Origin of the sequence: Streptomyces sp. 2P-4 (assembly GCF_030167965.1) — a bacterium.
Taxonomy (GTDB): Bacteria; Actinomycetota; Actinomycetes; order Streptomycetales; family Streptomycetaceae; genus Streptomyces; species Streptomyces globosus_A.
In genome coordinates, this window is record NZ_CP095011.1 from 2,188,079 (window position 1) to 2,215,033 (window position 26,955).

At 73.1% G+C, this 26,955-nt stretch carries 25 protein-coding genes and 2 riboswitches; of the genes, 13 read left to right on the forward strand and 12 right to left on the reverse strand.

Annotated elements, in window-relative coordinates:
* Nucleotides 1–312: 312 nt before the first annotated feature.
* The 3 genes from MUK52_RS09125 to MUK52_RS09135 all read right to left on the reverse strand — a co-directional run bounded on the left by MUK52_RS09125 (nucleotide 313) and on the right by MUK52_RS09135 (nucleotide 2,651).
* Nucleotides 313–1,053: an enhanced serine sensitivity protein SseB C-terminal domain-containing protein gene (locus tag MUK52_RS09125; RefSeq protein ID WP_114054279.1), complete on the reverse strand. Its 741-nt coding sequence runs from the start codon at nucleotides 1,051–1,053 to the stop codon at nucleotides 313–315.
* 83 nt (nucleotides 1,054–1,136) lie between these two features.
* Nucleotides 1,137–1,883, reverse strand: a complete 747-nt coding sequence (locus MUK52_RS09130; protein ID WP_284575507.1) for an enhanced serine sensitivity protein SseB — start codon at nucleotides 1,881–1,883, stop codon at nucleotides 1,137–1,139.
* 84 nt (nucleotides 1,884–1,967) lie between these two features.
* The gene (locus tag MUK52_RS09135; protein ID WP_502963623.1) at nucleotides 1,968–2,651 is read right to left on the reverse strand and encodes an AAA family ATPase; all 684 of its coding nucleotides are present in this window, start codon (nucleotides 2,649–2,651) and stop codon (nucleotides 1,968–1,970) included.
* 237 nt (nucleotides 2,652–2,888) lie between these two features.
* A riboswitch (glycine riboswitch) is annotated at nucleotides 2,889–2,992 on the forward strand.
* A 182-nt stretch (nucleotides 2,993–3,174) separates the two neighbouring features.
* Here MUK52_RS09135 and gcvT point away from each other — a divergent pair.
* The 5 genes from gcvT (at nucleotide 3,175) to MUK52_RS09160 (ending at nucleotide 8,409) form a co-directional block, all read left to right on the forward strand.
* Nucleotides 3,175–4,290 carry a glycine cleavage system aminomethyltransferase GcvT gene (gene gcvT / locus MUK52_RS09140; protein WP_114054277.1) on the forward strand — a complete coding sequence of 372 codons (1,116 nt, stop codon included), beginning with the start codon at nucleotides 3,175–3,177 and terminating at the stop codon, nucleotides 4,288–4,290.
* Nucleotides 4,291–4,395: 105 nt separating this feature from the next.
* Nucleotides 4,396–4,779, forward strand: a complete 384-nt coding sequence (gene gcvH, locus MUK52_RS09145) for a glycine cleavage system protein GcvH (RefSeq protein WP_114054276.1) — start codon at nucleotides 4,396–4,398, stop codon at nucleotides 4,777–4,779.
* Between the two features lie 14 nt (nucleotides 4,780–4,793).
* Nucleotides 4,794–6,050, forward strand: coding sequence for a serine hydroxymethyltransferase (gene glyA / locus MUK52_RS09150; protein ID WP_114054275.1), 1,257 nt, complete (start codon nucleotides 4,794–4,796; stop codon nucleotides 6,048–6,050).
* A gap of 291 nt (nucleotides 6,051–6,341) precedes the next feature.
* The gene (locus MUK52_RS09155) at nucleotides 6,342–7,724 is read left to right on the forward strand and encodes an L-serine ammonia-lyase (RefSeq protein ID WP_114058485.1); all 1,383 of its coding nucleotides are present in this window, start codon (nucleotides 6,342–6,344) and stop codon (nucleotides 7,722–7,724) included.
* A 163-nt stretch (nucleotides 7,725–7,887) separates the two neighbouring features.
* A complete protein-coding gene (locus tag MUK52_RS09160; RefSeq protein ID WP_114054274.1) occupies nucleotides 7,888–8,409 on the forward strand; it encodes an AMIN-like domain-containing (lipo)protein in 522 nt (173 codons plus the stop codon).
* A gap of 22 nt (nucleotides 8,410–8,431) precedes the next feature.
* On the opposite strand, the gene MUK52_RS09165 is transcribed toward MUK52_RS09160, so the two are convergent.
* On the reverse strand, nucleotides 8,432–9,163 hold the full coding sequence (locus MUK52_RS09165; RefSeq protein WP_114054273.1) for a flavodoxin family protein: 732 nt from the start codon (nucleotides 9,161–9,163) through the stop codon (nucleotides 8,432–8,434).
* A gap of 296 nt (nucleotides 9,164–9,459) precedes the next feature.
* Nucleotides 9,460–9,654, forward strand: a riboswitch (cobalamin riboswitch).
* Between the two features lie 29 nt (nucleotides 9,655–9,683).
* Here MUK52_RS09165 and MUK52_RS09170 point away from each other — a divergent pair.
* From MUK52_RS09170 to MUK52_RS09190, 5 genes are all read left to right on the forward strand, one after another.
* The gene (locus tag MUK52_RS09170) at nucleotides 9,684–10,376 is read left to right on the forward strand and encodes an energy-coupling factor ABC transporter permease (RefSeq protein WP_114054272.1); all 693 of its coding nucleotides are present in this window, start codon (nucleotides 9,684–9,686) and stop codon (nucleotides 10,374–10,376) included.
* Between the two features lie 5 nt (nucleotides 10,377–10,381).
* Complete coding sequence (locus MUK52_RS09175) at nucleotides 10,382–10,732, forward strand: energy-coupling factor ABC transporter substrate-binding protein (RefSeq protein ID WP_284575509.1); 351 nt, start codon at nucleotides 10,382–10,384, stop codon at nucleotides 10,730–10,732.
* Between the two features lie 3 nt (nucleotides 10,733–10,735).
* On the forward strand, nucleotides 10,736–11,485 hold the full coding sequence (cbiQ, locus tag MUK52_RS09180) for a cobalt ECF transporter T component CbiQ (protein WP_114054271.1): 750 nt from the start codon (nucleotides 10,736–10,738) through the stop codon (nucleotides 11,483–11,485).
* Nucleotides 11,482–12,303 carry an energy-coupling factor ABC transporter ATP-binding protein gene (locus tag MUK52_RS09185; RefSeq protein WP_284575510.1) on the forward strand — a complete coding sequence of 274 codons (822 nt, stop codon included), beginning with the start codon at nucleotides 11,482–11,484 and terminating at the stop codon, nucleotides 12,301–12,303. Before cbiQ ends, MUK52_RS09185 begins: the two co-directional genes overlap by 4 nt.
* Before the next feature lie 72 nt (nucleotides 12,304–12,375).
* Entirely contained in the window at nucleotides 12,376–12,969 is a 594-nt protein-coding gene (locus MUK52_RS09190; RefSeq protein ID WP_284575513.1) for a PadR family transcriptional regulator, read from the forward strand.
* Between the two features lie 64 nt (nucleotides 12,970–13,033).
* On the opposite strand, the gene MUK52_RS09195 is transcribed toward MUK52_RS09190, so the two are convergent.
* Nucleotides 13,034–13,246, reverse strand: coding sequence for an EF-hand domain-containing protein (locus MUK52_RS09195; protein WP_114054268.1), 213 nt, complete (start codon nucleotides 13,244–13,246; stop codon nucleotides 13,034–13,036).
* A gap of 255 nt (nucleotides 13,247–13,501) precedes the next feature.
* Here MUK52_RS09195 and MUK52_RS09200 point away from each other — a divergent pair, with 255 nt between their 5' ends.
* Together MUK52_RS09200 and MUK52_RS09205 are read left to right on the forward strand one after the other, a co-directional pair.
* The gene (locus MUK52_RS09200) at nucleotides 13,502–14,242 is read left to right on the forward strand and encodes a tRNA-dependent cyclodipeptide synthase (protein ID WP_284575522.1); all 741 of its coding nucleotides are present in this window, start codon (nucleotides 13,502–13,504) and stop codon (nucleotides 14,240–14,242) included.
* Nucleotides 14,223–15,461 carry a cytochrome P450 gene (locus tag MUK52_RS09205; protein ID WP_284575524.1) on the forward strand — a complete coding sequence of 413 codons (1,239 nt, stop codon included), beginning with the start codon at nucleotides 14,223–14,225 and terminating at the stop codon, nucleotides 15,459–15,461. Before MUK52_RS09200 ends, MUK52_RS09205 begins: the two co-directional genes overlap by 20 nt.
* Nucleotides 15,462–15,519: 58 nt before the next feature.
* On the opposite strand, the gene MUK52_RS09210 is transcribed toward MUK52_RS09205, so the two are convergent.
* The 7 genes from MUK52_RS09210 to MUK52_RS09240 form a co-directional block, all read right to left on the reverse strand.
* Complete coding sequence (locus MUK52_RS09210; RefSeq protein WP_114054266.1) at nucleotides 15,520–16,710, reverse strand: YncE family protein; 1,191 nt, start codon at nucleotides 16,708–16,710, stop codon at nucleotides 15,520–15,522.
* Nucleotides 16,707–17,498 carry a polysaccharide deacetylase family protein gene (locus MUK52_RS09215; protein ID WP_246042341.1) on the reverse strand — a complete coding sequence of 264 codons (792 nt, stop codon included), beginning with the start codon at nucleotides 17,496–17,498 and terminating at the stop codon, nucleotides 16,707–16,709. The genes MUK52_RS09210 and MUK52_RS09215 overlap by 4 nt, the downstream gene beginning before the upstream one ends.
* A 385-nt stretch (nucleotides 17,499–17,883) precedes the next feature.
* Nucleotides 17,884–18,387 carry an ATP-binding protein gene (locus tag MUK52_RS09220; protein WP_114054264.1) on the reverse strand — a complete coding sequence of 168 codons (504 nt, stop codon included), beginning with the start codon at nucleotides 18,385–18,387 and terminating at the stop codon, nucleotides 17,884–17,886.
* A 247-nt stretch (nucleotides 18,388–18,634) separates the two neighbouring features.
* Nucleotides 18,635–19,402, reverse strand: coding sequence for an enoyl-CoA hydratase/isomerase family protein (locus MUK52_RS09225; RefSeq protein ID WP_114054263.1), 768 nt, complete (start codon nucleotides 19,400–19,402; stop codon nucleotides 18,635–18,637).
* An 87-nt stretch (nucleotides 19,403–19,489) separates the two neighbouring features.
* Nucleotides 19,490–20,713 carry a L,D-transpeptidase gene (locus tag MUK52_RS09230; protein WP_284581682.1) on the reverse strand — a complete coding sequence of 408 codons (1,224 nt, stop codon included), beginning with the start codon at nucleotides 20,711–20,713 and terminating at the stop codon, nucleotides 19,490–19,492.
* Between the two features lie 186 nt (nucleotides 20,714–20,899).
* Complete coding sequence (locus MUK52_RS09235) at nucleotides 20,900–23,107, reverse strand: choice-of-anchor A family protein (protein ID WP_284575525.1); 2,208 nt, start codon at nucleotides 23,105–23,107, stop codon at nucleotides 20,900–20,902.
* Nucleotides 23,108–23,268: 161 nt separating this feature from the next.
* Complete coding sequence (locus MUK52_RS09240; protein ID WP_114058482.1) at nucleotides 23,269–24,492, reverse strand: L,D-transpeptidase; 1,224 nt, start codon at nucleotides 24,490–24,492, stop codon at nucleotides 23,269–23,271.
* Nucleotides 24,493–24,672: 180 nt separating this feature from the next.
* Here MUK52_RS09240 and glgX point away from each other — a divergent pair, with 180 nt between their 5' ends.
* Nucleotides 24,673–26,943 (forward strand): glycogen debranching protein GlgX, encoded by a 2,271-nt coding sequence (gene glgX, locus MUK52_RS09245; protein ID WP_502963551.1) that lies wholly within the window; start codon nucleotides 24,673–24,675, stop codon nucleotides 26,941–26,943.
* Nucleotides 26,944–26,955: the final 12 nt, after the last annotated feature.

Below are 26,955 nucleotides of genomic sequence, written 5' to 3' on the forward strand. Positions count from 1 at the left end.
GGAGTCTTCATCGGCGCGTCGATCAGCCGCCAGACCCGCAGATGAATGGATGCGCAACCGTGATGTGAGGGTCCGATTCCCGTTATCCGGACTCCGGTGTCGGCTCAGCGGAGCAACACCGTCCGTTCGGTACGCATGCGGACATGGTGCCCAAGGGGCCTCAGGAGCACGCCTTTTGGGTGTTCAAGGGCAGCGAAATCCGGACAAGGCGAAGGCCGCGGGGAGCGGCTGCGAAGCCGGTGCTCCCCGCGGCCCGGAGAGGTCGCGCGGCAGGTGCGTCCACGGATCGGACGGGGCCCTTGTGGCCGGTTCTCAGTAGGCCGGGGCCTGCCCCTCGCGGTCGTAGAACGGGCGCGTCTGCGACCGGAGCCACATCGCGACGGGGTCGTGCTCGTCGGCGAGCGCCACCGTGCAGACCGGCACCCCCTCGGGCACCGCCCCCACGGACTGGCGCATCATCTCCCGTACGGACTCCAGCGCGGGCGCGGACGCGTCGTACAGGTCGAGGCCGACCGCGAGGTAGGGCGAGCCCAGCGCGGGCTGCACCCAGGCGCGGCGCAGCGACCGCACGGCCGGGGTGCGGTGCGCGTGCTGGGTCAGCAGCCCGTAGAACTGCGGGAGCTCCAGGGCCGGCTCGGACAGCCGCAGCGGGCCGGCCGGCATCCGGTCCAGTCCGGTGGCGATCCGGCGCAGGTCGGCCCAGGGGATGCCGAGGCCGCCTCCCTGGGCGTGCGGGTTGAGCCAGAGCCCCCACCGGTCGGGGTAGAGGGCGCGGGCGATGTCCCGGCCGGTGACGACCTCGTAGCCCCGGTTCCAGCCGCTGGCGGCCAGTTCCCGGGGCGAGGTGACGCACGGGGCGTAGCCGAGGCCCTCCAGCTCCATGCCGCCGTACTGGGCGTCCGGGGAGCCTGGAGAGCCCTGCCAGAGCAGCATCCACAGCCGGCCCTCGGCGAGGGCGTGCAGAAGTGACTCGTAGCTCTCGTAGCGCCCGGGAGTCACTTGGCGCATCACGTGCTCGACCTGCCCGGCCGCGGCCGTGCCTGACGCACTCACCGGTACCCCCTCCTCGTCCGCCCGCGTAGACCCGCTGTCCAGGCCACTCGTGCGGCCAGGAGATGTCACCAGCTTAAGCGGCGCTAGGGGACGTAGAAGGGGCGTACGCGCGTAACGATGTGGTCGGCGACGGGGTCGCCGGCGGCCTCGGGGGCGTCGAGCAGCACCAACTGGACGGGCCAGGGCGCCGGGACGCGGCCCAGGGCCCGGCCGAGGGCCTCCAGGGGGACGGCCCGCAGGCCGGGGTCCGCTCCGACGAGCCGGACCGCGATGTAGAGCTCGGGCGCGCCGCCCTCGACGCTGGCCAGGCAGCGGTACGCGGCGGCCACGGCGCCGGTGGCGCGGAACTCCTCGGAGGCCGCGGCCAGGAGGTCCACCGGGTCCTCCTGCCAGTCGGGCTCGTAGAGGCGGACGCGGGCGCCGGAGGCGGGCCCGTCGAGCTCGGTGCGGCCGGCGCGGCACAGGGCGGCGACGGCGGGCGGGGGCAGGGGGACGCCGACGGCGCCCTCCGGGTTGACGGCGATGCCGAGCTGGGGAGGGAGGCCGCGGGCGAACTCGGCAGCGGGGGCCACCGCGAAGTCCATGGCGGTGCCCACGCAGGCGCGGAACTGCGACGCGGAGCTGTAGACGGGGACGTACGCCGCCCCGCCGATGTCCATGGTGGGCAGCGCGAGGGAGGCGCTGTCGGGGCCGCCTCCGGCGGGCAGCGGCACCCAGACGGAGCTGCGGCCGAGGACCTCGACGATCCGCGGGCCCGCGTCCGGCGCGCCGAGGGCGGCGCCGAGCACCTGCTCCAGCTCGTTCTCCGGCCAGCCGCCGTCCCCGCCCATGTCCGCCTCCGCTCGTCGCGCCGTGTTCCGCGCCCGAGGGTAGCCGCCCGCGCGGCCACGCGCGGTCCGGGCCCCCGCGGCCGGTCAGGCAGCCGGCCGGACGGCCGGGGGCGCCGGCCGGAAGGCTATACGGGTCAGCCGGGCGGCCGCGGGCCGGTCCAGGAGGACCACCGACGCGCAGCCGGCGGGCAGCGGCCCGGTCTCGGCGGCCCGGAGCAGGCGGTCGACGGCGGCCCGGTGGCGGGAGAAGGCGTACGCCGACACGCCGCGGCCGCGCGCCTGCTGCCCGGCCAGGGCCTCCTCGGGGGTGGCCACGAGGAGCACCAGGTGCAGGGCCCGGCCGCGGCGCCGGGCGGCCGCGGCGAGCAGCCCGCGCACCCAGGCCTGCGTCCCGCAGTCGTGGACGACGACGGAGGCGCCGGAGCGCAGGGCCTGCCACATCCCCCAGTAGTGGGCGATCCGCACCAGCGGCCGGTAGGCGGCGTACGGCAGGGCGCGGGGCATGCGGCGCTCCCAGCGCTCGCGCACGTCCTGCGAGTCGATGCCGAGGCCTTCGGCGGCGCGCTTGATCAGCGTGCTCTTCCCGCCGCCGGGCAGGCCCGAGACCACGACGACGTCCCCCTCGGCGAAGCCGAGCCGCTCGGGGCCGCTCCCGCCGGTGCCGCGCAGGTCGCGCACGGACCCGCGGCACGCTCCCGCCGCCGGCCGGGCCGGCACCCCCTCCGCCGTACCCGCCGTGGCCAGCACTCCGAACCTCCGCACACCGATCGCCTCCCCCGCACGGGTCACCGGGACCCATTCCCACCCAATGTAAAGGGACGGTAATACGGCGTCCCGGGTTTGCGTCGGCGCGTCCGCCCGGCGGACGCCCGCCCGCGCCGGCCCCCGCCCCGCCCCGCCCCTCCGGCCTTTGGCGGATGGAACGGTCTTTCGGGCCCGCGCACCCGTTCTCCGGCACCTCGTGCAATGATGTGCGCCATCTGGACCAACTGCATACCGGCCGCTTGAATCCGCGCGGGAGAGTCCCGGCAGGCCGCGAGGCCGTGCCCGGGCGCCGAAGGAGCAAGTACCTCCCTTGAATCTCTCAGGCCCCGTACCGCGTGGATGAGGCAGATCTGAAAAGCGAGCCGCGCCCCGCCCGTCCCCCGCGACGGAGCCGGGGGGTGCTCCACCCAAGGTGCAAGTCGGTGATCCCGCTCCCGGGAACTCTCGGCGAACCTCTCAGGTTCCGATGACAGATGGGGAGGAACGTCCTCGTCATGTCATGCCCTGGGACCCGGGAGCCACACCCATGAGCAATGCCCCCCGCCTGACCGCGCTCGATGCGCTGCACCGCTCGCTCGGTGCGACCATGACCGACTTCGCCGGCTGGGACATGCCCCTGCGGTACGGCAGCGAGCGCGACGAGCACAACGCCGTGCGCACGAAGGCCGGCCTGTTCGACCTCTCCCACATGGGCGAGATCACCCTGACCGGGCCGGAGGCCGTCAAGGCCCTCGACTACGCCCTGGTGGGCAACATCTCCACCGTCGGCGTCGGCCGCGCCCGCTACACGCACATCTGCCGGGAGGACGGCGGGATCCTCGACGACCTGATCGTCTACCGCCTCGGCGAGACCGAGTACATGGTCGTCGCCAACGCCTCGAACGCCCAGGTCGTCCTGGACGCCCTCACCGAGCGCGCGGCCGGCTTCGACACCGAGGTCCGCGACGACCGCGACGCGTACGCGCTGATCGCGGTGCAGGGGCCGGAGTCGCCCGCCATCCTGGCCTCGCTGACGGACGCCGACCTGGACGGCCTGAAGTACTACGCCGGCCTGCCGGGCACGGTCGCGGGCGTCCCCGCGCTGATCGCCCGCACCGGCTACACCGGCGAGGACGGCTTCGAGCTCTTCGTCTCCCCCGCGCACGCCGTGGAGCTGTGGCAGGCGCTGAGCAAGGCCGGCGAGGGCCGCGGCCTGGTGCCGTGCGGCCTGTCCTGCCGCGACACGCTGCGCCTGGAGGCGGGCATGCCGCTGTACGGGCACGAGCTGACCACCTCCCTGACCCCGTTCGACGCGGGCCTGGGCCGGGTCGTGAAGTTCGAGAAGGAGGGCGACTTCGTGGGCCGCGCCGCCCTGGAGGCCGCTGCCGAGCGCTCCGCCTCGAACCCGCCGCGCAAGCTGGTCGGCCTGGTCGCCGAGGGCCGCCGGGTCCCGCGCGCCGGGTTCCCCGTCGTGGCCGGCGGCCAGGTGGTCGGCGAGGTCACCTCCGGCGCCCCGTCCCCGACTCTCGGCAAGCCGATCGCCATGGCGTACGTCGACGCGGCACACGCCGAGCCGGGCGCCTCCGGCGTCGGCGTGGACATCCGCGGTACCCATGAGCCGTACGAGGTCGTCGCCCTGCCCTTCTACAAGCGGCAGAAGTAGACCCCGACGCGTCGGCACGCCCGCACGCTCCCGCCTGCCGGGCCGAGTCTCGACAGGCAAGACAACCGTTCGTCCGCACTCCCCCGCATCCAGGAGAATCAGGCCATGAGCAACCCCCAGCAGCTGCGTTACAGCAAGGAGCACGAGTGGCTGTCGGCCGCCGAGGACGGCGTCGCGACGGTCGGCATCACCGCGTTCGCGGCCAACGCGCTCGGTGACGTCGTCTACGCCCAGCTCCCCGCCGTCGGCGACACCGTGACCGCGGGCGAGACCTGCGGCGAGCTGGAGTCGACCAAGTCGGTCAGCGACCTGTACTCCCCCGTCACGGGCGAGGTCGTCGAGGCCAACCAGGACGTCGTGGACGACCCGTCGCTCGTCAACAGCGCCCCCTTCGAGGGCGGGTGGCTCTTCAAGGTGCGCGTGTCGGAGGAGCCGGAGGACCTGCTCTCCGCCGCCGAGTACGAGCAGCTCACCCTTTCCGGCAACTGAACCAGGGACCGAAGATGTCCGTTCTGAACACCCCGCTCCACGAGCTCGACCCCGACGTCGCCGCCGCCGTCGACGCCGAGCTCGCACGCCAGCAGTCCACCCTGGAGATGATCGCGTCGGAGAACTTCGCTCCGGTCGCCGTCATGGAGGCCCAGGGCTCGGTCCTGACCAACAAGTACGCCGAGGGCTACCCGGGCCGCCGCTACTACGGCGGCTGCGAGCACGTCGACGTCGTCGAGCAGATCGCCATCGACCGGATCAAGGCGCTCTTCGGCGCCGAGGCCGCGAACGTCCAGCCGCACTCCGGTGCGCAGGCCAACGCCGCCGCGATGTTCGCGCTGCTGAAGCCGGGCGACACGATCATGGGCCTGAACCTGGCCCACGGCGGTCACCTGACCCACGGCATGAAGATCAACTTCTCCGGCAAGCTCTACAACGTGGTCCCGTACCACGTCGGCGAGGACGGCCAGGTCGACATGGCCGAGGTCGAGCGCCTCGCCAAGGAGTCCAAGCCGCAGCTGATCGTCGCCGGCTGGTCCGCGTACCCGCGCCAGCTGGACTTCGCCGCCTTCCGCCGCATCGCGGACGAGGTCGGCGCGTACCTGATGGTCGACATGGCGCACTTCGCCGGCCTGGTCGCCGCGGGCCTGCACCCGAACCCGGTGCCGCACGCCCACGTCGTCACCACCACCACGCACAAGACCCTCGGCGGTCCGCGCGGCGGTGTCATCCTGTCGACGCAGGAACTGGCCAAGAAGATCAACTCCGCGGTCTTCCCCGGCCAGCAGGGCGGCCCGCTGGAGCACGTGATCGCCGCCAAGGCGGTCTCCTTCAAGGTGGCGGCCTCGCCCGAGTTCAAGGAGCGCCAGGAGCGCACCCTGGCCGGCGCGAAGATCATCGCCGAGCGCCTGGTGCAGGACGACGTCAAGGCCGTCGGCGTGGACGTCCTCTCCGGCGGCACCGACGTGCACCTGGTCCTGGTGGACCTGCGCAACTCGGAGCTGGACGGCCAGCAGGCCGAGGACCGCCTCCACGAGATCGGCATCACCGTCAACCGCAACGCCATCCCGAACGACCCGCGGCCCCCGATGGTCACCTCGGGCCTGCGGATCGGCACGCCGGCCCTGGCCACCCGCGGTTTCGGCGCCGAGGACTTCACCGAGGTCGCCGACGTCATCGCCGAGGCCCTGAAGCCGTCCTACGACGGCGAGGCCCTCAAGGCGCGCGTCTCGGCGCTCGCCGCGAAGCACCCGCTGTACCCGTCGCTGTAAGGCCGCGGCTCCAAAGGCCCGGCCTTGTGTCCCACAGGGCCGGGCCTTTCCCATGGCCGGGGCCGGCGGCGCGGCGCGCCACCGGCCCGCAAGCCGCCGTACAGGCCGGCGTCACCGGCCCCCTCACGACCTGACGTACGCTGATTAACCGGGCAAGGGCGCCCACGAGGCGATCTTTGCCCGCAATCCCTGCAAAGTCCGCCCCCTCCGCCGGCCGCCTCGCCCCCGCTGCGAGAGCGACGCGGCGGTTCGCTCCCCGCCACCGCGGGGGTGACCCTGGAGTCCGCCACCGTGGCCATTTCCGTCTTCGATCTCTTCTCGATCGGCATCGGTCCGTCCAGCTCGCACACCGTCGGCCCGATGCGCGCCGCCCGCATGTTCGTCAACCGGCTGAAGAAGGACGGCCTGCTCGCCCAGACCGCGTCCGTCCGCGCGGAGCTGTACGGCTCGCTCGGCGCGACCGGCCACGGCCACGGCACGCCCAAGGCGGTGCTGCTGGGCCTGGAGGGCCACTCCCCGCGGACCGTGGACGTCGAGACCGCCGACGACGAGGTGGAGCGCATCCGCAGCACGGGCCGGCTGCGCCTGCTGGGCACGGAGATAGGGAGCGCGCACGAGATCGCCTTCGACGAGCCGAACCAGCTCGTCCTGCACCGCCGCCGCTCCCTGCCGTACCACGCGAACGGCATGACCCTCTTCGCGTACGACGCCGCCGGCACGCCGCTGCTGGAGAAGACGTACTACTCGGTCGGCGGCGGCTTCGTGGTCGACGAGGACGCGGTCGGCGAGGACCGGATCAAGCTCGACGACACCGTGCTGAAGTACCCCTTCCGCTCGGGCGACGAGATGCTGCGCCTCGCCAAGGAGACCGGCCTGTCGATCTCCTCCCTGATGCTGGAGAACGAGAAGGCCTGGCGCACGGAGGAGGAGATCCGCGAGGGCCTCCTGGAGATCTGGCGGGTCATGCAGGCCTGTGTGTCGCGCGGCATGTCCCGCGAGGGCATCCTCCCCGGCGGCCTGCGCGTCAAGCGCCGGGCCGCGGCCACGGCGCGGCAGCTGCGCACCGAGGGCGACCCGATGATGCACCGCAGCGAGTGGACGACGATCTACGCGATGGCGGTCAACGAGGAGAACGCGGCGGGCGGCCGCGTCGTGACGGCCCCGACGAACGGCGCGGCGGGCGTCCTGCCGGCCGTCCTGCACTACTACGTGAACTTCGTGCCCGGCGCGGACGAGGACGGCGTGGTCCGCTTCCTCCTCGCCGCGGGCGCGATCGGCATGCTGTTCAAGGAGAACGCCTCGATCTCGGGCGCCGAGGTCGGCTGCCAGGGCGAGGTCGGGTCGGCCTGCTCCATGGCGGCCGGCGCGCTCGCGGAGGTCCTGGGCGGCACCCCGGAGCAGGTGGAGAACGCGGCCGAGATCGGCATGGAGCACAACCTGGGCCTGACCTGCGACCCGGTCGGCGGCCTGGTGCAGATCCCGTGCATCGAGCGCAACGGCATGGCGGCGGTGAAGGCCGTCACGGCGGCGAAGATGGCGATGCGCGGCGACGGCTCCCACAAGGTCTCCCTCGACAAGGTCATCAAGACCATGAAGGAGACAGGCGCCGACATGAAGATCAAGTACAAGGAGACGGCGCGCGGCGGCCTCGCCGTCAACGTCATCGAGTGCTGACACCGGCCGGCTGAGCCGGGCGGACGCGGGCAGAAGGGGCGGACCCCACCAGGTTCACCCCTTCTGCCCGATTTTTTTGCGTTTTGCTGCAACCATGGGCATGCACGGCGTGTCTTCAGGAGCGACAACCTGTCCCCGTCTCTCGAAAGAACAGGGGGACGCCATGAACCACCTGCGCCGCCGGCGGACCGCGGCCCTGGCCACCGGAGTCCTGCTCACCGCCGCCCTCGCCCTCGCCGCACCGGCCTCCACGGCCGCGGCCCCCTCCGGCCGGGCCCCGGCCACCCCGCTCGTCGTGGGCGCCCGCTGGGCCGGGCACTGCGCGTACGACCGGATCGTCATCGACCTGAAGGGGTACGTGCCCGACGCGGACGTCACCCGCGTCCCCGCGCTCCACCAGGACGGCTCCGGGGCGCCCGTCCCGCTGGCCGGGAAGCACTTCCTCCAGATCCGGCTGCACCCCGCCGCGGCGCACCTGCGCTCCGGCGAGGGCACCTACCGCGGGCCCAAGCTGGTCCGGACGAACCTGCCCGCGCTCAAGGGCCTCGCCATGACCGGCGACTTCGAGGGGTACGTCACCTTCGGCGCCGCCTTCGACAGCAGGCCCTCGTACAAGGCGTTCACGCTCCGCTCGCCCGACCGGTTCGTGGTCGACATCGCGCACCGGAACGTGTGCTGCGGCTGACCGGCACCGGCCGGGCCGCCCGTCAGCGGTGTTCCGGGTTGGGGAAGTCGAAGCGGCAGCCGGCGTCCCACAGCGAGCGCTGGTTGCCGTGGGCCGGGATGCCGCCGGAGCGCTTGAGCAGCGCCGCGAGGTGCATGAGGTTCCACGACATGAAGGCGGTGTTGCGGTTGGTGAAGTCGTTCTCGGGGCCGCCCGATCCCGGGTCCAGGTAGGAGGGGCCGGGCCCGGCCTCGCCGATCCAGCCGGCGTCGGCCTGCGGCGGGATCGCGTAGCCGAGGTGCTGGAGGCTGTACAGGATGTTCATCGCGCAGTGCTTGACGCCGTCCTCGTTGCCGGTGACGAGCGCCCCGCCGACCCGGCCGTAGTAGGCGTACTGGCCGTGCTCGTTCAGCAGGGAGGAGCAGGCGTAGAGGCGCTCGATCACCTGCTTCATGACGGAGCTGTTGTCGCCGAGCCAGATCGGCCCGCACAGGACCAGGATGTCCGCGTCCATGACCCGGCTGTACAGGACGGGCCACTGGTCCGTCTCCCAGCCGTGCTCGGTCATGTCCGGCCAGACGCCGGTGGCGATGTCGTGGTCGACGGCGCGGACGACCGAGGTGCGGGCGCCGGCCGACTCCATGACGGCGCGGCTGCGGTCGATGAGGCCCTCGGTGTTGCTGGTCTCCGGCGAGCGCTTGAGCGTGCAGTTGACGAAGAGGGCGGTGAGGTCGGAGTAGTCGTACGGGTTCGCGGTGTCGGGTTCGGCGGCCACGGCTCCACCCTGCGCGGCCCCCGCCGGCCCCGCCAGCGGACGGCACCCGTCCGGGGGGCGGGCCCGTTCCGCGGCTCCGGCGCACGCCGGTGGGAGCACGGCGGCGGAATCACGCCGGGCCGTGCGCCGGGGGCTCTCCGGGGGACCGAACGGGCGCCGCAAGGGCGGAAACACGCGGCGGAACGGCGGCTCCGGCTGCTCCCGGAGAGCGCGTACGCCGCCGGACGGCCCGGAAGCGGAATCCGGCTCGGGCGTGCGCTCGCCCACACCGGCTTGTTCCGGGTCCGTGCGGGCCATTAGGGTCAGCGGGCCTTGGTGTTCGGGAAACCGGTGGAAGACCGGTGCGGCCCTCGCCACTGTGAACGGGAAGTCCGGCTCCACTCCTGCGGGAAGCCACTGGGCGGCGCGGGGTGATCCGCACCGCCCGGGAAGGCGGAGCCAGGGCGGCATGACCCGTGAGCCAGGAGACCGGCCGGGGCGTGCTGTCCATCCACGAGGTGCTGGAGAGGTCTCCCCACACATGCACATAGCCGAGGGGTTTCTGCCCCCGCTGCACGCGGCCGCCTGGGGCGCCGCGTCCGCTCCCTTCGTCGTCCACGGCGTCCGCGCACTCACCCGCGAGGTGAAGGAGAACCCGGAGAGCACCCTGCTCCTGGGCGCGTCCGGAGCCTTCACCTTCGTCCTTTCCGCCCTGAAGATCCCCTCTGTGACGGGCAGTTGCTCGCACCCGACGGGGACCGGGCTCGGGGCGATCCTGTTCCGGCCGCCGATCATGGCGGTGCTCGGCACGATCACCCTGCTCTTCCAGGCGCTGCTGCTCGCGCACGGCGGCCTGACCACCCTCGGCGCCAACGTCTTCTCCATGGCGATCGCCGGCCCGTGGGCGGGCTTCGGGGTCTACCTGCTGCTGCGGCGGTCCGGCGCCCCGCTGATGGTGTCCGTGTTCTTCGGCGCCTTCACCGCGGACCTGGTCACCTACTGCGTCACCTCCGTGCAGCTGGCGCTCGCCTTCCCCGACCCGGGCAGCGGCGTCGCCGGCGCCCTCGCGAAGTTCGGCGGCATCTTCGCCGTCACCCAGATCCCGCTGGCGGTCAGCGAAGGCCTGCTGACGGTCCTGGTGATGCGGCTGCTGATGCAGTCCAGCAAGTCCGACCTGGTCCGGCTGGGCGTCGCCAAGCTCGCCGGCCGCTCCGACCGGAAGGCGGCGGCGTGATGGGCATGAGCCGGAACGCGAAGATCAACACCCTGCTGCTGCTCGTGGTCGCCGCCCTCGCGGTGCTCCCCCTCGCGCTGGGCCTCGGCGAGGGCAGGGAGGAGCCGTTCGCCGGCGCCGACGCCCAGGCCGAAGCGGCGATCACCGAGCTCAGGCCCGACTACGAGCCGTGGTTCACCCCGCTGTACGAGCCGCCGTCCGGCGAGGTCGAGTCGGCCCTGTTCGCCCTCCAGGCGGCCCTCGGCGCGGGCGTCCTCGCCTACTACTTCGGGGTGCGCAGGGGCCGCCGCCAGGGCGCCGCGGCCGCGGCGGCCATCGCATCGGGCACCCCGGGCGACACGCGCGCGGAGGGCTAGCCGGTGCTGCCGATCGACGTGGCTGCGCACGGCAGCCGCTGGCGCGGCCGGCACCCCCTGGAGAAGGCCCTGCTGGGGCTCGGGCTGACGGTCACGGCCGTGTGCCTTCCGCCCTGGCCCGGCGGGCCCCTGGTCGCCGCGGCGACCCTCGCCGTCCTGCTCGGGCCGGCGGGCGTCGCCGGGCGGCAGCTGTGGCGGGCCTTCCGGATCCCGCTGGGCTTCTGCTTCACCGGTGCGCTGCCGCTGCTCTTCGCGGTCGGCGGCGCGGCCGGGCCCGTGTCGCTCGCACCGGACGGGCCGCGGCACGCGGGCGAACTGCTGCTGCGCACGTCCGCCGCGTCCCTGGGCGTCCTGCTGTTCGCGTTCACCACCCCCGTCTCGGACGTGCTGCCCCGGCTGGTCCGGGCCGGGGTGCCGGCGCCCGTGGTGGACGTGGCGCTCGTGATGTACCGCATCGGGTTCCTGCTGCTGGACTCGCTGGCGCAGGTCCGGCGGGCCCAGGCGGCCCGGCTGGGGCACGCGGACCGGGCCGCGGTGTGGCGGTCGCTGGCCGGGCTCGCAGCGACCTCGTTCGTCCGGGCCTTCGACCGGGCGGCGCGGCTCCAGTCCGGCCTCGCCGGGCGCGGGTACGACGGGGCGCTGCGCGTGCTCGTTCCCGAGGCCGCCCTGTCCCGGCGCTTCCTCGCGGCCTCGGCGGCCCTCATCGCGGGCCTGGTCGCGCTGACCTACACCCTGGAGGGGCTGTACTCGTGAACCCGTTGGTGGAACTGGCCGGAGCGGGCTACGCCTACGAGGACGGCCCGGCGGTGCTGGACGGCGTGGACTTCTCCATCGCCGAGGGCCGGGCGCTGGTCCTGCTGGGCCGCAACGGCAGCGGCAAGACCACGCTGATGCGGCTGCTGAGCGGCGGGCTGCGGCCGGCCTCCGGGGAACTCCTGCTGGACGGGACGCCGGTGGCGTACGACCGGGCGGGCCTGACCCGCCTGCGCAAGGCGGTCCAGCTGGTCGTCCAGGACCCGGACGACCAGCTGTTCGCGGCCTCCGTCGAACAGGACGTCTCCTTCGGCCCGATGAACCTGGGCCTGTCGGCCGCCGAGGTGCGGGCACGCGTCGGGGAGGCGCTGTCCGCACTCGGCATCACCGCGCTGCGGGACCGGCCGACGCACCTGCTGTCGTACGGGCAGCGCAAACGGGCGGCGATCGCCGGGGCGGTCGCGATGGCCCCGCGGGTGCTGATCCTGGACGAGCCGACGGCCGGCCTGGACCCGGAGGGGCAGGAGCGGCTGCTGGACGCCCTGGCGGGGCTGCGCGCCGCGGGGACGACGGTGGTGATGGCGACGCACGACGTCGACCTGGCGGTGCGCTGGGCGGACGACGCCGCGGTGCTGACCCCGGACGGGATCCGCTTCGGTCCGGCGGCGGCGCTGCTGTCGGACCCGGAGCTGCTGGCGGGGGCGGGCCTGCGGCAGGCCTGGGCGCCGGCGGTGGCGGCGTTCCTGCGCTCCGGCGGCCGGCTGGCGGCGGACGCCCTCGGCCCGAAGACGCCGGAGGCGCTGGCCTCCTGGCACTGAGTCCCCGCCGCCGCAGGGGTGCCGGGCGGCCGCTCCCCGCTGCCCGCCGTCCGGCCTCCCTAGGATGGCGGCATGTCCCTGCCGCACGCGATCCTCACCGCCCTGCTGGAGAAGCCCTCGTCGGGGCTGGAGCTGACCCGCCGGTTCGACCGGTCGATCGGGTACTTCTGGTCGGCGACGCACCAGCAGATCTACCGGGAGCTCGGCAGGCTGGAGGAGGCCGGGTACATCCGGGCGCTGCCGGGCGACGGGCCCGTGCGGGGGCAGCGGAAGGCGTACGAGGTCCTGCCCGCCGGCAGCGGGGAGCTGGCGCGCTGGGTGGGCGGGAGCCAGGACCCGAAGGCCATCCGCGACCCGCTGCTGCTGCGCGTCCGCGCCGCGGCCGTGGTGGGGACGGACGGTCTCCTGGCCGAGCTGCGGCGGCACCTGGAGCTGCACCGCCGGCAGCTGGCGCTCTACGAGGCCATCGAGGAGCGGGACTTCCCGCCCGGCCGGGACTCCGACGAGGACCGGCTGCGCCGGCTCGTGCTGCACGGCGGCATCGGGCTGGAGACGTTCTGGCTGCGCTGGCTGGAGGAGGCCCTGGAGGAGGTCGGCGGCATGGCGGACCGCCCGGGCGGCGATCCGGATGCCGCGGGGCCCGCCGACGGGGCGGGCGCGCCCTGACGGGCGTACACGCGGCCGTGCCCCCGCCTGCCCGGACGGGGCGGGCGGGGGCACGGCGCACGGCTCACTTGTTCAGGGACGCCCAGAACTCGTCGAAGCTCATCAGGCCGTCGGCGTCGGTGTCCCGGGCGGCGATCACGGCGTCCGCGACCGGGCCCGTCACGAACGGGTCGCCCATCTGGGCCATGGCCTGACGGAACTCGTCGGCCGTCACGAAGCCGTCGCCGTCCGCGTCGAACCTGCCGAACGTCGCCCGCGCGCTCTCGATGTCCGCCACTTGGGATCCACCCCTTCTCGGTGCTGTCTGACCGGCTCAGGGTAGCGCCGGCCCGGGCGGCTGCGGACTCCGGGTCCCGTTCGCCCGGCAGAAACAAATTCAATTACCGCGCCGTAACCCGGAATCACTGATTCCGGCCGGGAAACCGGACGTGGGCTTGTCACGTTCCGGGGTCACCGCATAACGTACCGGCATTGCCGCCACACCAGGAGCGCAGGGCTCCCAGGGACATGCGGCAAACAAAGGTGATCACAGGTGGCGATCACAGCCGACGCATCATTCGAAGTCCTCCCCTTCACCCGCGCCTGCCGGCACATATGGGAGGACGGCGACCATGTGCTCATCGGAGTCAGCCCCGGAAACAGCTACTTCGGCTCCGACCGCATCGGAAGCCTGGCCCGCTGGGCCTCATCGCGTTTCGCACAGGTCGACTTCGTCTACGCGGACCTGCACGTGGACCGCATGTTCGCGGCGTTCGGGTACAGCCGCGAGCACGCCGCCAGGCGGGCCTCGAAGGATATCAAGGCCGTCCGCCGGCGGGTCCTGAAGGGCGTGGAGGAATCCGTCCGGGCGCATCCGGGCATACGGGTGAGCGCACTGTCCGACTTCCAGTCGAACTCCGTTTACCGACTCCTTCACCGACGCGTCCTGCATTTCCTGGAGACCGACGGCGAATTCCGCAAGGGGTGCGAGGAGATGGCCGTTCATTTCGTCGGCCCCAAGCTGCCGGAAGGCGAATCCATGACGGACGCCCAGTTGCAGGCCTGTTTCGACTACCTCGCAGCCGAACTGCCGTTCTTCCTGGACACGCCGAGCATTCTGGACGTGCCCTCGTCCGTGGCGGCCTACCACGTGCGGATGCCGCTCACCGACCTCCTCTTCGCGCGCGGCGGGGGCCTGCGCGCGACCCGCAACCAGGGCTGCGCCGTCGTCCGGCCGGAGCCCGCGGACCGCGCACCGGCCGAAGGGAGCGCCGATGAGCGGCGGGCAGCCTGACACGGGCCGGCAGCAGGCCGCCCCCCTCCTCGACTTCCCGCTGTCGCGCCGCGGCGACGCCCTCCCCGAGGAGTGCGCCCGGCTGCGCGGGAAGGCGCCTGTCGCCAGGGTCCGCACCCTGACGGGCGACGAGGCCTGGCTGGTGAGCAGCTACGCGCTGGCCAGGCAGGTGCTGGAGGACGACCGGTTCAGCCTGAGGGACACGGCGAACGACGGCGTCCCCCGGCAGTACGCGCTGACGATCCCGCCCGAGGTCGTCGACAACATGGGCACCATCACCAGCGCGGGCCTGCGGGCCGCGGTGATGAAGTCGCTGAACCCGCGCCAGGCGGGCCTTCAGGAAGCGCTGCGGGCCACGGCCCACGCCCTCCTCGACGCGATGGCCGCCGAGGGGGCGCCCGCCGACCTGCGGGCCGCGTTCGCCGACCCCTACTCGGCGGCCATGCACTGCCGGATCCTGGGCGTGCCGTCCGAGGACTGGCGGCGCCTGATGTCCGGGCTGGACGTCGCGTTCATGACCGCGCGCGAGCCGTTCGCCGACTCCGCCCTCAACTGGTACAAGGACGTCGGCTACTTCGCCGACCGGCTGGCGGGGCAGGCCGCCCTGCCCGCCGAGGAGCGTACGGGGCTCCTCGGCCGGTTCGCGGAGCTGAAGGAGTCCGACCCGGAGTCGGCGCACCTCACCGACGAGATGTTCGCGACCGTCGCCGTGTCCCTCTTCGGCGCCGGCGCCGTGTCCACGTCCGCGTTCCTCGTCCTCGCCGTACTGGCGCTGCTCCAGCGGCCGGAGCTCATCGGATGGCTGCGCGGACATCCCGAGCGGATGGGGGTGGCCGTGGACGAGCTGCTGCGCTGGAACCTGTCCGTCGGCGACGGCCTGCCGCGCATCGCGCTCGCCGACGTCCGGGTCGGCGACGTCCTCGTCAGGGAGGGCGAGCTCGTCCTCGTCCTCCTCGAAGGGGCCAACTTCGACCCGGCGGCCTTCGACCGGCCGGAGGAGCTGGACCTGGAGCGCGAGAGCCGCAACGCCCACCTCGCGTTCGGCGCGGGCCGGCACTTCTGCCCGGCCTCCGCGCTGGGCCGGGTGCACGCGATGATCGCGCTGGAGGTGCTGGTGGAGCGGCTGCCCGGGCTGCGGCTCGCCGTGCCCGCGGAGAACCTGGTGTGGCGCACCGGCTTCATCAAGCGCCTGCCGGAGCGGCTCCCGGTCGCCTGGTGATCCGCGCGGGGAGGCGCTGCGGACCGGGCCGCGGACCGGAGCGCCTCCCCGCACGTCCTCAGCGGAAGATGCCGGTGTGGCCGAGGGAGTAGCGGCCCGGCTGGGGGTAGACGGCCAGGCCGTGCGGGCCGCCGCCGACGGGGACCCGGGCGAGCTCCTTGCCCGTCACCGTGTCGATCGCGTAGACCTCGTTGTCGTAGCGGCCGGACAGCCACAGCACCTTGCCGTCGGCGCTGACGCCGCCCATGTCGGGGCTGCCGCCGTCCGGCAGCTCCCACTTCTTCGTGATCTTGTTCTGCTTGAAGTCGAAGACGGACACGGAGCCCTCGCCGCGGTTGGAGACGTACATCTCCCTGGAGTCGCGGCTGACGTACAGCCCGTGGCAGCCCTTGCCGGTGGGCAGCAGCTTCGGCGTCTCGAACCGGTCCCCGCTGAGCACCCACATGCCGTGCGCCATCATGTCGGCGACGTAGAAGGTCTTGCCGTCCGGGGACACCTTCACGTCCTGCGGCATGGCCCCCTCGAAGGGCAGCTTCTGCTGGGCGACGACCTCCATCTTCTCCGTGTCCACCTTCAGCAGCTCCCCGGAGAACTCGCAGGAGACGATGAAGTAGCGGCCGTCCGCCGAGAAGTCGGCGTGGTTGACGCCGAAGCAGGTCACGGGGACCGTCTTGACCCGGTCCATGGTGTGCGGGTCGCGGAAGACGAGCTCCTTGTCCATGGAGGCCATGACGACCGCGTACTTGCCGTTCGGCGTGAAGTACAGGTTGTACGGGTCGTGCACCTCGACCGGTTTGCCGGCCTCGCCGGTCGCCGGGTTGATCGGGGTGAGGGTGTGCCCGCGGTTGTTGTTGACCCAGAGGGTCTTCAGGTCCCAGGAGGGGACGACGTGCTGCGGCTGGACGCCCACCGGGATGGTGTCGATGACCTTGTACGTCGCCGGGTCGATGACCGAGACGGTGTTGGAGTTGGTGTTCGGGACGTAGACGCGCGACGGGAAGTCCTTGACCACCGGGGACAGCGCGTTCGGCCGGTCGGCGGCGTAGACGTCGTTCGGGTCGAGGAGCGGCGGCATGCCGGGGAGGCCCGGCGGGGCCGCGGGGACGGCTTTGGCCGGCCGGCCGGCGGGGGCCTTGGAGCCGAGCGCCTCGGCGGGGCCCCGGTCGGCCGATCCGCAGCCGGCCAGGGCGGCGAGGGCCAGACCGGCCACGAGCGCGGCGGCCTTACGGGAGGGGCGGGGGGTCGTCATGGGGTCAGCAGCTCCGTGGTGGTCACCGCGCGCAGCTTCCGGCGCGCGAGTTCTTCGAGGAGGGGCGGCATCGCGTCGACCGTGTCCGCGTAGCCGAAGTGCAGGCTCACCACGGATCCGCTGCGGATCGTCCCGGTGACGGTGCGGATGACGGCCGCCGCGCCGGGCGAGGTGAAGTCGAGGGAGTCCACGTCGTACGAGAGGACGTGCGGGTAGCCCGCCCTGCGGGCCAGCGTCCGGACGAGGGGGGTGGCGTGCTGCGTCTGCGAGGGGCGGAACCAGGTGCCGATGGAGCCGGTGAGCCGCCGCAGGCGCTGGGCGCAGCCGGTGATCTCGGCGTAGGCCTCGGCCTCCGGCAGGTCGTTGAGGGCGAGGTGGCGCTGGGTGTGGTTGCCGAGTTCGTGGCCGCCGTCCAGGATGCGCGCGGCCATTGCGGGGTGGGCGTCGAGCCAGGTGCCGACGGCGAGGACGGTGACCCGGGCGCCGGCGCGCTCGGCCTCGGCGAGGACGGCGCGGGCGGTCGCGGGGTCGCCGTTGCCGTGGAAGGTGAGGGCCACCTCGGGGCGGGTGCGGGGACCGTGCGCAATCTCCTCGGGCTGCCCGGCGAAGCGGCGCGGCGCGGCCGCGGGGCGGCGGGGCGGCCGGGCCGGGGCGGCCTTGGCGGGGGCCGCGGAGGCCGGTGCGGCGGAGGGGTGGGCGCCGCCCGCGCCACAGGCGGTGGCGAGGACTCCGGCGGCGGCCGCCGCACCGGCGCGGAGGGCGGACCTGCGGTCCGGGTAGCAAGGCACCCGCCCATTTAAGGGGGCGTTGCGCCGAGAAGTAACGATTGACCCAATTCGGGACACCGACCAAAGAGGGGCCATTCGGGGGTTAACCCGCCGCCTGATCAAGGATTCACACAGGGGGGTGGATACTTATTCATGGATTACGAGGTGCGTGGCCGACCTCACCTAAGATTTAGCGGGAAAGTCTTGGGATATGCACACTTATGTCCAAGTTGGGACTTTTGGCATTCGGTCCCCCGTCTGCCATAGTCGGAATCACGGCTTCCCATTGACCCGAGCGAAGTCGCCCACGCCGAGGATCACACCCCTTTCGATCCTCGGCGCACCCATGAAGCCCCCACGACGCCCCACCGCGGCGCACGGGGGCTTCAGGCGTTCCGGGGCCCGCTCAGCGGTCCGCCACCCGCATCTCGAACCAGGTGATCTTGCCGCGGGGCAGCAGGTCCGCGCCCCACCGGTCGGACAGCTTGTCGACGAGGAAGAGCCCCCGCCCCGTGGTGTCCAGCTCCTGCACCGGCATCAGGCAGGGCAGCCCCCGCGAGGGGTCGCGCACCTCCACCCGGATCCAGCCGCGCCGCCGCACCATCCGTAAGCCGAACGAGCGGGCGCCCGTATGGCGCACCGCGTTGCCGACGAGTTCGGACACCAGCAGCACGGTGTGCTCGGCGACCTGCGGGGAGAAGCCCCAGAAGCGGATCACCACGTACTGGGCGAGCCGGCGGGCGGTGCCCGCCGAGACCGGCATGGACGGCAGGGTCACCTCCGCCTCGGCCGGATTGCCGTACTCCTCCACCGCGCCGAGGCCCTGCTCGTCCTCCAGTGCCGCCGTCGGCCGCACGGCCGCGGCGCCGCCCTGCGGCCGCGGCTGCTCCACACCCTCCAGGCCCGCCATGCACCCATCATGGACGGGCTGCGGGCCCGCCCGGGCCGTTCCGCGGGAAAACACCCCCCGCAGCGTGATGCCGCGCAGGGGTGCCCCGTCATATGCGCCGGGCAACCGGAGGCCCGCCCGGCGGCGCTGAACTGCGATGACGCACCGCACTGCGATGATCACCCGCGGGCGGTCGCCCGCCCCGCTTAAGGCCGCGTTAAGGCCGGGCTAATCCACCCCCAGGGAGGACCGGCGAATTCCCGCCGCCCTAGAGGAACTTCGCCTTGCCCGGCCCCTCCTCGACGAAGCTGCGCATGCCCCGCTCCCGGTCCTCGGTCGCGAACAGGCCCGCGAACCAGTTCCGTTCGATTGCCAGGCCCGTGTCGATGTCCGCCTCCAGGCCCGCGTCGACGCACTCCTTCGCCGCACGGAGCGCGATGGCCGGGCCCTTGGCGAGCGCCGCCGCCCAGGCCTGCGCCTGCCCGTACACCTCCGCCGCGGGCACCACCCGGTCGACGAGGCCGAGGGCGAGCGCCTCGTCCGCCTTGACCATCCGGCCGGTGAAGATCAGGTCCTTGGCCTTGGACGGGCCGACCAGGCGGGAGAGGCGCTGGGTGCCGCCCGCGCCGGGGATGAGGCCGAGCAGGATCTCGGGCTGGCCGAGCTTGGCGTTGTCGGCGGCGATGCGGTAGTCCGCGCAGAGCGCCAACTCGCAGCCGCCGCCCAGCGCGTAGCCGGTGACGGCCGCCACGACCGGCTTGGGGATCCGCGCCACGGCGGTGAAGGCGTCCTGGAGCGCGCGGGACCGGGCGACCATCGCCGCATGGTCCATCGTCTGCATCTCCTTGATGTCCGCGCCGGCCGCGAACACCTTCTCGCCGCCGTAGAGGATGACGGCCCGGACGTCGGCGCGGTCGCCGGCCTCGGCCGCCAGCTCGCGCAGCCGGTCCTGGGCGGCGATGTCCAGGGCGTTCATGGGCGGCCGGTCCAGGCGGATGGTGCCGACGCCTTCGGAGACTTCGAGAGAGAGGGTCATACGGGGAAGGTTAGCGCCGGTTAACACCAAACGGCCCGGTGCCGTGGGTCACAGCACCGGGCCGCCGTCAGCGGGCTCGCGGAGGGGCTACTTGACCCACTCCGCCCAGTCCATGTTCCAGCCGTTGAGGCCGTTGTCCGGGGCGATCTGCTTGTCCTTGGAGTTCTTCACGATGACGACGTCGCCGATGAGCGACTCGTTGAAGAACCAGGCGGCGGGCTGGTTGCCGTCGTAGGCGCCGCGGACGTCCTTCAGGCCGATGCAGCCGTGGCTGACGTTCTGCGATCCGAACGTGCTCGCCGAGGCCCAGTAGTTGCCGTGGACGAAGGTGCCCGAGGTCGACAGCCGCATCGCGTGCGGGACGTCGGAGATGTCGTACTCGCCGCCGAACCCGACGGTCGCCCCGTTCATCCGGGTCACCTTGTACTTCTCGCTGATGACCATCTGGCCGTTGTACGTGGTCGTCGACGGGGCGCCTGCGGTGATGGGCAGGTTCTTGATGACCTGGCCGTCGCGGACGACCTGCATCGTGTGCTCGCTCGCGTCGACCGTGGAGACCTGCGAGCGGCCGATCGTGAAGCTGACCGTGCGGGTCTGCTTGCCGTAGACGCCCGGCCGGCCCTCGACCCCGTCCAGGGCGATCTTCACGGTGACCTTGGTTCCGGCGGCCCAGTACTTCTCCGGGCGGAAGTCGAGGCGGTCGTTGCCGAACCAGTGGCCCTCGATCGGGACGGACGGCTCGGCCGTCACCGTGATGGCCTTCTCGACCGCCTCGGTGTTGGTGATGCCGCGGGTGAAGTTGAACGACACCGGCATGCCGACGCCGACGGTCTGCCCGTCCTCGGGCGTGTAGTGGCCGATGAAGGTGTTCTTCGGGGTGAGGGTGGTGAAGGTGGCGTCCTTGGCGGACTCGCGGCCCGCCTCGTCCTTGGCGACCGCGTGCACCTTGTACTCGGTGGCCGAGGCCAGGTGCCGCACCGGCTCCCAGCCGGCGCCGTCCGCCGATATCTTGCCCTCGACCTGGTTGCCCTTGGTGTCGGCGACGGTCACCGTGGTGAGCTTGCCGCCGGTTGCGGTTATCTTCAGGACGCCGCTGGTGGCCACTTCCTTGGACCCGTCGTCCGGCTTGACGGTGACGACCGCCTTGGAGGCCTCCGTCCCCGTCTTGGCCGCGCCCCCCGCGCCTGCGCTGCCGGCGCCTGCGCCGCCGGCGTCGCCGCCGTTGCTGCACGCGCTCGTGAACAGCAGCGCCGCTCCCAGCAGAAGGGCCGGCAGACCGGTGCGGCGGGCACGGCCGCGAATCGGCTGCAGCTTCACTTTTCTCTTCTCCCCACGTCCCCCGCGCGCGGACGCTCGCGCGCTTGCCCACAGGAAAACACACCGAGACATCACGAAGAGAAACGGTCATGTCACCGTTCCGTCCCAAGACCCGGCAGCGGGCAGCGGAGTGCCCCCGCGCGGCTCGGGACCGCGCGGGGGCACTCGGGGAACAACGGATCAGGAGTGCGGCTTCTCGGCCTTCTCCTTCTCCTTCTTCTTCTTGTCCTTCTTCTTGCCCTTGTCCTTCTTGTCCTTCTTGTCCTTGCCGTGCTCCTTGTCCTTGCACTCGCACGCGCCCTCGCGGCGGTTGTCGACCGTCACCGCGACCGTGGCGCCCGGGGTGTTCGCGTCCAGGACGAGCGGGCCGGTGACGGGGTTGCGCGGGAGCACGTAGCCCGGGGGCACGGCAGTCTCCACCAGGTAGTACGAGCCCGGCTCCAGCTGCCGGAATCCGCAGCGGCCCGCGGTGTCCGTGGTGCAGCCCGACCCGATGCGGAGGTCGGGGTCCGCGCCTGCGGTCTGGAGCCCCTCGGTGCCGTTGGCCTCCTTCCAGAGGTCGAACGCCGCCCCGCGCAGCGGGAGCTGCGTCGTCTTGTCCCGCTTCAGGACCTGGACGGCGCCTCCGCCGTCGCTGCGCCGGGCGTTGGGGAGCGTCACCGTCACCCCGGCCGACGCGTTCTGCACCGTCAGCACGACGGTTGCGACGGGCCGGGCGGGCAGCTCGTACCCGTCGGGAGCGGCGGTCTCCCGCCAGTAGTAGGTGCCGGGTTCGACCTCGCTGGAGCAGCGGCCGTCCGCGCCGGTGGTGCACTCCGCGCCGACACGCTGGTCGGGGTTGATGCCGAGGGTCTGCAGCCCCTCCGTCCCGTTGGTCTCGCGCCAGAGCTCGAAGACGGCTCCGGCCAGCGTGGCTCCGCCCGCGGCGTCGACCTTGCGGACGGCGACCCGCCCCGTGACCGGCTGGGGCTGCCTCGTGTTGTCGACGGTGACGCTGACGCCCGCCTCGGCGTCATCGGCGGTCAGGGTCAGCGGGAAGACGGGGTCGGCGGGGAGTTCGTAGCCGTCGGGGGCGGCCGTCTCCCGCCAGTAGTAGGTGCCGGGTTCGACCTCGCGCGAGCAGCGGCCGTCCGCGCCGGTGGTGCACTCCGCGACGCGGGTGTCCGGGTCGGGACCGGTGAACTGGGCCCCGTCCTGTCCGTTCGTCTCCCGCCACAGCTCGAAGCGGGCCCCGGGCAGCGCGGCCCCGTTCTCGTCCCGCTTGAGCACGGACACCGCGCCGGTGACCGGCTCGGGGCCGGGGCCGCATTCGGGGAGGTCGCCGGTGAAGGGGTAGGCGTGGAACTCCTGGCCGCTGCCCGGGAGGGTGGAGCTGCCGTGGGTGACGGAGCCGGTGGTGAAGAAGCGGCCGTTCATGCCGGGGAGGGTGACCGTGGCCTCGGACGCCTGGTTGCCGATCAGGACGCTGCCCTGGAACTGGCCGGTGCCGTTCAGGTTGACCGTCGTGGCGTCCGGGAAGTTCCACAGGAGCCGTTCGCGGTAGGCGTTGAGGGGGTCGGTGTCCGCGATCCCGCCGCTGAAGGTGTTGATGGTGCGGGTGGTGCCGAGGACGTTGACGAGGATGGTGGCGTTCGCGGGGATCCGGTCGAAGCGGATGCCCTGCTGGCCGTTCATGGCGCCGGCGTTGACCAGGTCGGCGTCGACGTTGAACACCTGGAGGGCCGAGGTGCCGTCCCCGGTGAGGAGGGTCTCGAAGCCGCTGTTGACGACCGTGCCGGTGGCCGGGCGGGGCTGTCCGTCGACCCGGGCGTAGCACTGGCTGGCGGCGGTGAGCCGGTCGCGCAGGCCGGCGTAGGGGGCGGCGGCGTCGGGGTCGGCGACGAGGGTGCCGGTCACGGTGCCGGTGAGGGTGCCGCCGTAGCGGACCACCCCGGTGTCGGCGAGGAGTCGCTCGCCGTCCGCGACGGTGACGTCCCGGCCGGTGGTGAGGAAGTCCGCCCCCGCCGGCGGCGGCACCAGCGAGCCGGCGCCGACGACGCCCACGTTGTACCGCTGGTCCCCGCCCGCCTGCTTGTCCTGGTCGAAACCGCCCAGGACGACGAGGCGGCCCTCGGCCTCGGAGGCGGTGCCGCGGACGCGGAAGTCCCCGCCCGCGAAGATGTTGACGGCGTTGTCGCGGCCCACCGGGATGCCGTTGCTGCCGATCGGCGGGAAGGGGCTGGGGCAGTCGCCGGGGACGCACGGGCCGAGGCCGCCGGGCAGCGGGGCCCGCGCCGCGGCCGCGGCGGGCCGTTCCCCGCTGGTGTCGGCGGCCAGGGCCGCGGCGGGTGTCCCCGCGGCCACGACGGCTCCGATCGCGAGCCCGAGGGCCCAGTTCCTTGCTGACATGAGACTCCGTCCTTGCCTGCGCTGATGTGCCCTGTCAGGCTGCGGGCGGGGCGCGGCGGGGGGCGCGCGGACACTCCCTGCGCTACGGCAAACCGGTCATGCGTTCACCCGAGCGCCCGCAGGGCGGGAGCGCGGGCGGGGCGGCCGGCGGAGGACAGCGGTCAGGACAGGGCGGAGCCTGCGGCCCACTCCGTCCAGGGCATGTTCCAGCCGCCCAGCCCGTTGTCCGGGGCGACCGTCTTGTCCTGCGAGTTCACGACCTCCACCACGTCGCCGACGAGGGTCCGGTCGAAGAACCAGCCCGCGGGGGTGTCGGAGCCGCCGCCCTTGTCGTCGCGCAGGCCCACGCAGCCGTGGCTGGTGTTGGCGGAGCCGAAGGTGTCGGGGCTGACCCAGTAGTTGCCGTGCAGGAAGGTGCCGGAGGTGGTGAGCCGCATCGCGTGCGGGACGTCGGGGATGTCGTACTCGCCGCCGAAGCCCACGGTCTGCCCGTTCATCCGGGTGACGTCGTACATCTCCATCACCACCATCCTGCCGTTGTAGGTCGGGTTCTCCGGGGACCCGGCGCTGATGGGGACCGTCGACAGCAGCCGGCCGTCGCGGCGGACCGCCATGGTGTGCGCGGCCGCGTCCACCGTGGAGACCTGCGCGCGGCCGACGGTGAAGCGGACCGTCTTGTCCTGGATGCCGTACGAGCCGGGGGCGCCCTGGACGTCGCGCAGCCGGATGCGGACCGTGACCTCGGTGCCCGGCTTCCAGTACTCCCGGGGCCGGAAGTCGAGGCGGTCGCGGCCGAACCAGTGGCCGGCGACCTCGACGGGCGGATCGGCGGTGACGGTGACGGCCCGCTCGACGTCGGCCCGGTTCTCGATGGGCCTGCTGAACCGGAAGGACACGATCATGCCGACGCCGACGGTGGAGCGGTTCTCCGGCTTGAAGTAGCCGATGAAGCGCTCCTCGGGCACGTACGTGGTGAAGGTGGTGTGGCGGGCCTGGCGGCGGTTGTGGCCGTCGACGGCGACGGCGTCCACGGTGTACTTGGCGGCGAGCGCGAGGCGGCCGGCGTCCGGATCGGGGCTCCAGCTGAGCCCGTCGGGGGCGATCGTGCCGGGGACCCGCACCTCCTGGGCGTCCTCCACCTTCGTGACGACGACGCGTTCCAGGCGGCCCTCGGGGACGCGGACGCTCAGCGGGCCCTCGGCGGGGACGCCCTCGGCGTTGTCCTCGGGGGTGATGCGGATGGCCTCCGCCGGGGAGCGGGGTTTGCCGGGCAGCTGGATCTCGACCGGGGAGCCGCCGCCCTCGCCGGTGCACGCGGACAGCCCGCCCAGCAGGCACGCCCAGGCCGCTGCGGCGGCCAGGGCAGCCCCTGCCCGCCTCGTCAGAAGTGTCACGATCCCTCCAACGACCGGCTCCCGCCGGGGAAACGTCGCCGCGGCCCACGTTCCGGGGGGAACTGTCCGGGCAGAACAGTGGGAAGGACCAGACGGGGGCGGGACCGGGCCGGGACGCCCGGGCCGCACAGCACTGCCCCCGCCGGTACCGAGGAGCCGTGGAGGCGGGCAGTGTCGAGCGCAGCCGAGCAAGGTGCGGTGAACACCGCGGTGGACGCAGGACAGGCGCCGGAGGCCCCCCGGGCCCCGGGGGCCGTACGGGGGTCGGGGCCCGGCGCGTCGGCGCAGCCGGCCGGGCCGCCGGTGTGGCCCGGGTCCTCGCACCCGCTGGGGGCCCGCTTCCGGACCGGGCCGGACGGGACGGCGGGCACCAACTTCGCGCTGTGGGCGCAGGGCGCCGAGGCCGTGGAGGTCTGCCTCTTCGATGCGGACGGCGCCGAGACGCGGTGCGCGCTGACCGAGCTGACGCACGAGATCTGGCACGGCTTCCTGCCCGGTGTGCGGCCCGGCCAGCGGTACGGCTACCGCGTGCACGGCCGGTGGGACCCGTGGACGGGGGCCCGCTTCAATCCGGCGAAGCTGCTCCTCGACCCGTACGCGCGGGCCGTGGACGGAGACTTCACGCTGCCGCCGGAGGTGTACGGGCACGTCCGGGACTGGCCGCAGCAGTACATCGCCGACACGGTCCGCGACGACCGGGACTCGGCGCCGTTCGTGCCGAAGGGCGTCGTCGTCCACGATGACGACGACTGGTCGGACGACGTCCGGCCGAAGACGCCGTGGGCCGACTCGGTGATCTACGAGCTGCACGTGCGCGGGTTCACGATGCGCCATCCGGGTGTTCCCGAGCACCTGCGCGGCACGTACGCGGGCCTCGCCCACCCGGCGGCGGTCGAGCACCTGGTGCGGCTCGGCGTGACGGCGGTCGAGCTGCTGCCGGTGCACCAGTTCGCGCACGAGGACCACCTGCTGCGCCGGGGCCTGCGCAACCACTGGGGCTACAACTCGGTCGGGTACTTCGCCCCGCACGCCGGGTACTCCTCCAGCGGCACGGCCGGGCAGCAGGTCGGCGAGTTCAAGCGGATGGTGCGGGCCCTGCACGCGGCGGGCATCGAGGTCATCCTGGACGTGGTCTACAACCACACCGCGGAGGCGGGCGAGCTGGGGCCGACGCTGTCGCTGCGCGGCATCGACAACCGGGGCTACTACCGGCTCCAGCACGACCAGCGGCGCTACGCCGACTACACGGGCTGCGGGAACACCCTGCACGCGGGCCGGCCGCACGTGCTGCGGATGATCACCGACTCGCTGCGGTACTGGGTGACCGAGATGGGGGTGGACGGCTTCCGCTTCGACCTCGCGGCGGCGCTGGCCCGGTCCATGCACGACGTCGACATGCTGTCGCCGTTCCTCGCGGTCATCGCGCAGGACCCGGTGCTGCGCCGGGTGAAGCTGATCGCGGAGCCGTGGGACGTGGGCTCGGGCGGCTACCAGGTGGGGGCGTTCCCGCCGCTGTGGACGGAGTGGAACGACCGCTACCGGGATGCGGTCCGGGACTTCTGGCGGGGCGCCCTGCCCGACGTACGGGACCTGGGCTACCGGCTGTCGGGGTCGAGCGACCTGTACGCGTGGGGCGGGCGGCGGCCGTACGCCTCGGTGAACTTCGTGACCGCCCACGACGGCTTCACCCTGCGGGACCTGGTCAGCTACGAGCGCAAGCACAACGAGGCGAACGGGGAGGAGAACCGGGACGGGACCAACGACAACCGGTCGTGGAACTGCGGCGCGGAGGGCGAGACCGCCGATCCCGGGATCGGGGCGCTGCGGCGGCGGCAGCTGCGCAACCTGCTGACGACGCTGCTGCTGTCGACGGGGGTGCCGATGCTCGTCGCGGGCGACGAGTTCGGCCGGACGCAGGGCGGCAACAACAACGCGTACTGCCAGGACAACGGGGTCGGCTGGGTGGACTGGTCCCTGCTGGAGGATCCGCAGTGGCGGGAGCTGTGCACGCTGGCGGCGCGGCTGGTGGCGCTCCGCCAGGAGCACCCGGTGCTGCGCCGGCGGGCGTTCTTCTCCGGCCGGCCGCAGGCCGCCGACGGCCTGCGGGACCTGGCCTGGTTCACGCCGGCCGGCGCCGAGATGACGGAGCAGGACTGGTACGCGCCGGCCGCGGCGCTGGGGATGTACCTGTCGGGGCGGGACATCCCGGGCCGGGACGGGCGGGGGCGGCAGGTCGCGGACGACAGCTTCCTGGCGCTGCTGCACGCCGGGGACCGGCCGCTGCCGTGGGTGCTGCCGGGTCCGCCGTGGGCGGCGGAGTACGAACTGCTGCTGGACACCTCGCGGGAGGACCAGGCCGCGGCGCCGGGCACACGGCACCGGGGCGGGCAGGAGCTGGCGGTTCCGGCGCGGTCGGTGCTGCTGCTGCGCGTCGCGGACTGAGAGCCGGGCGGG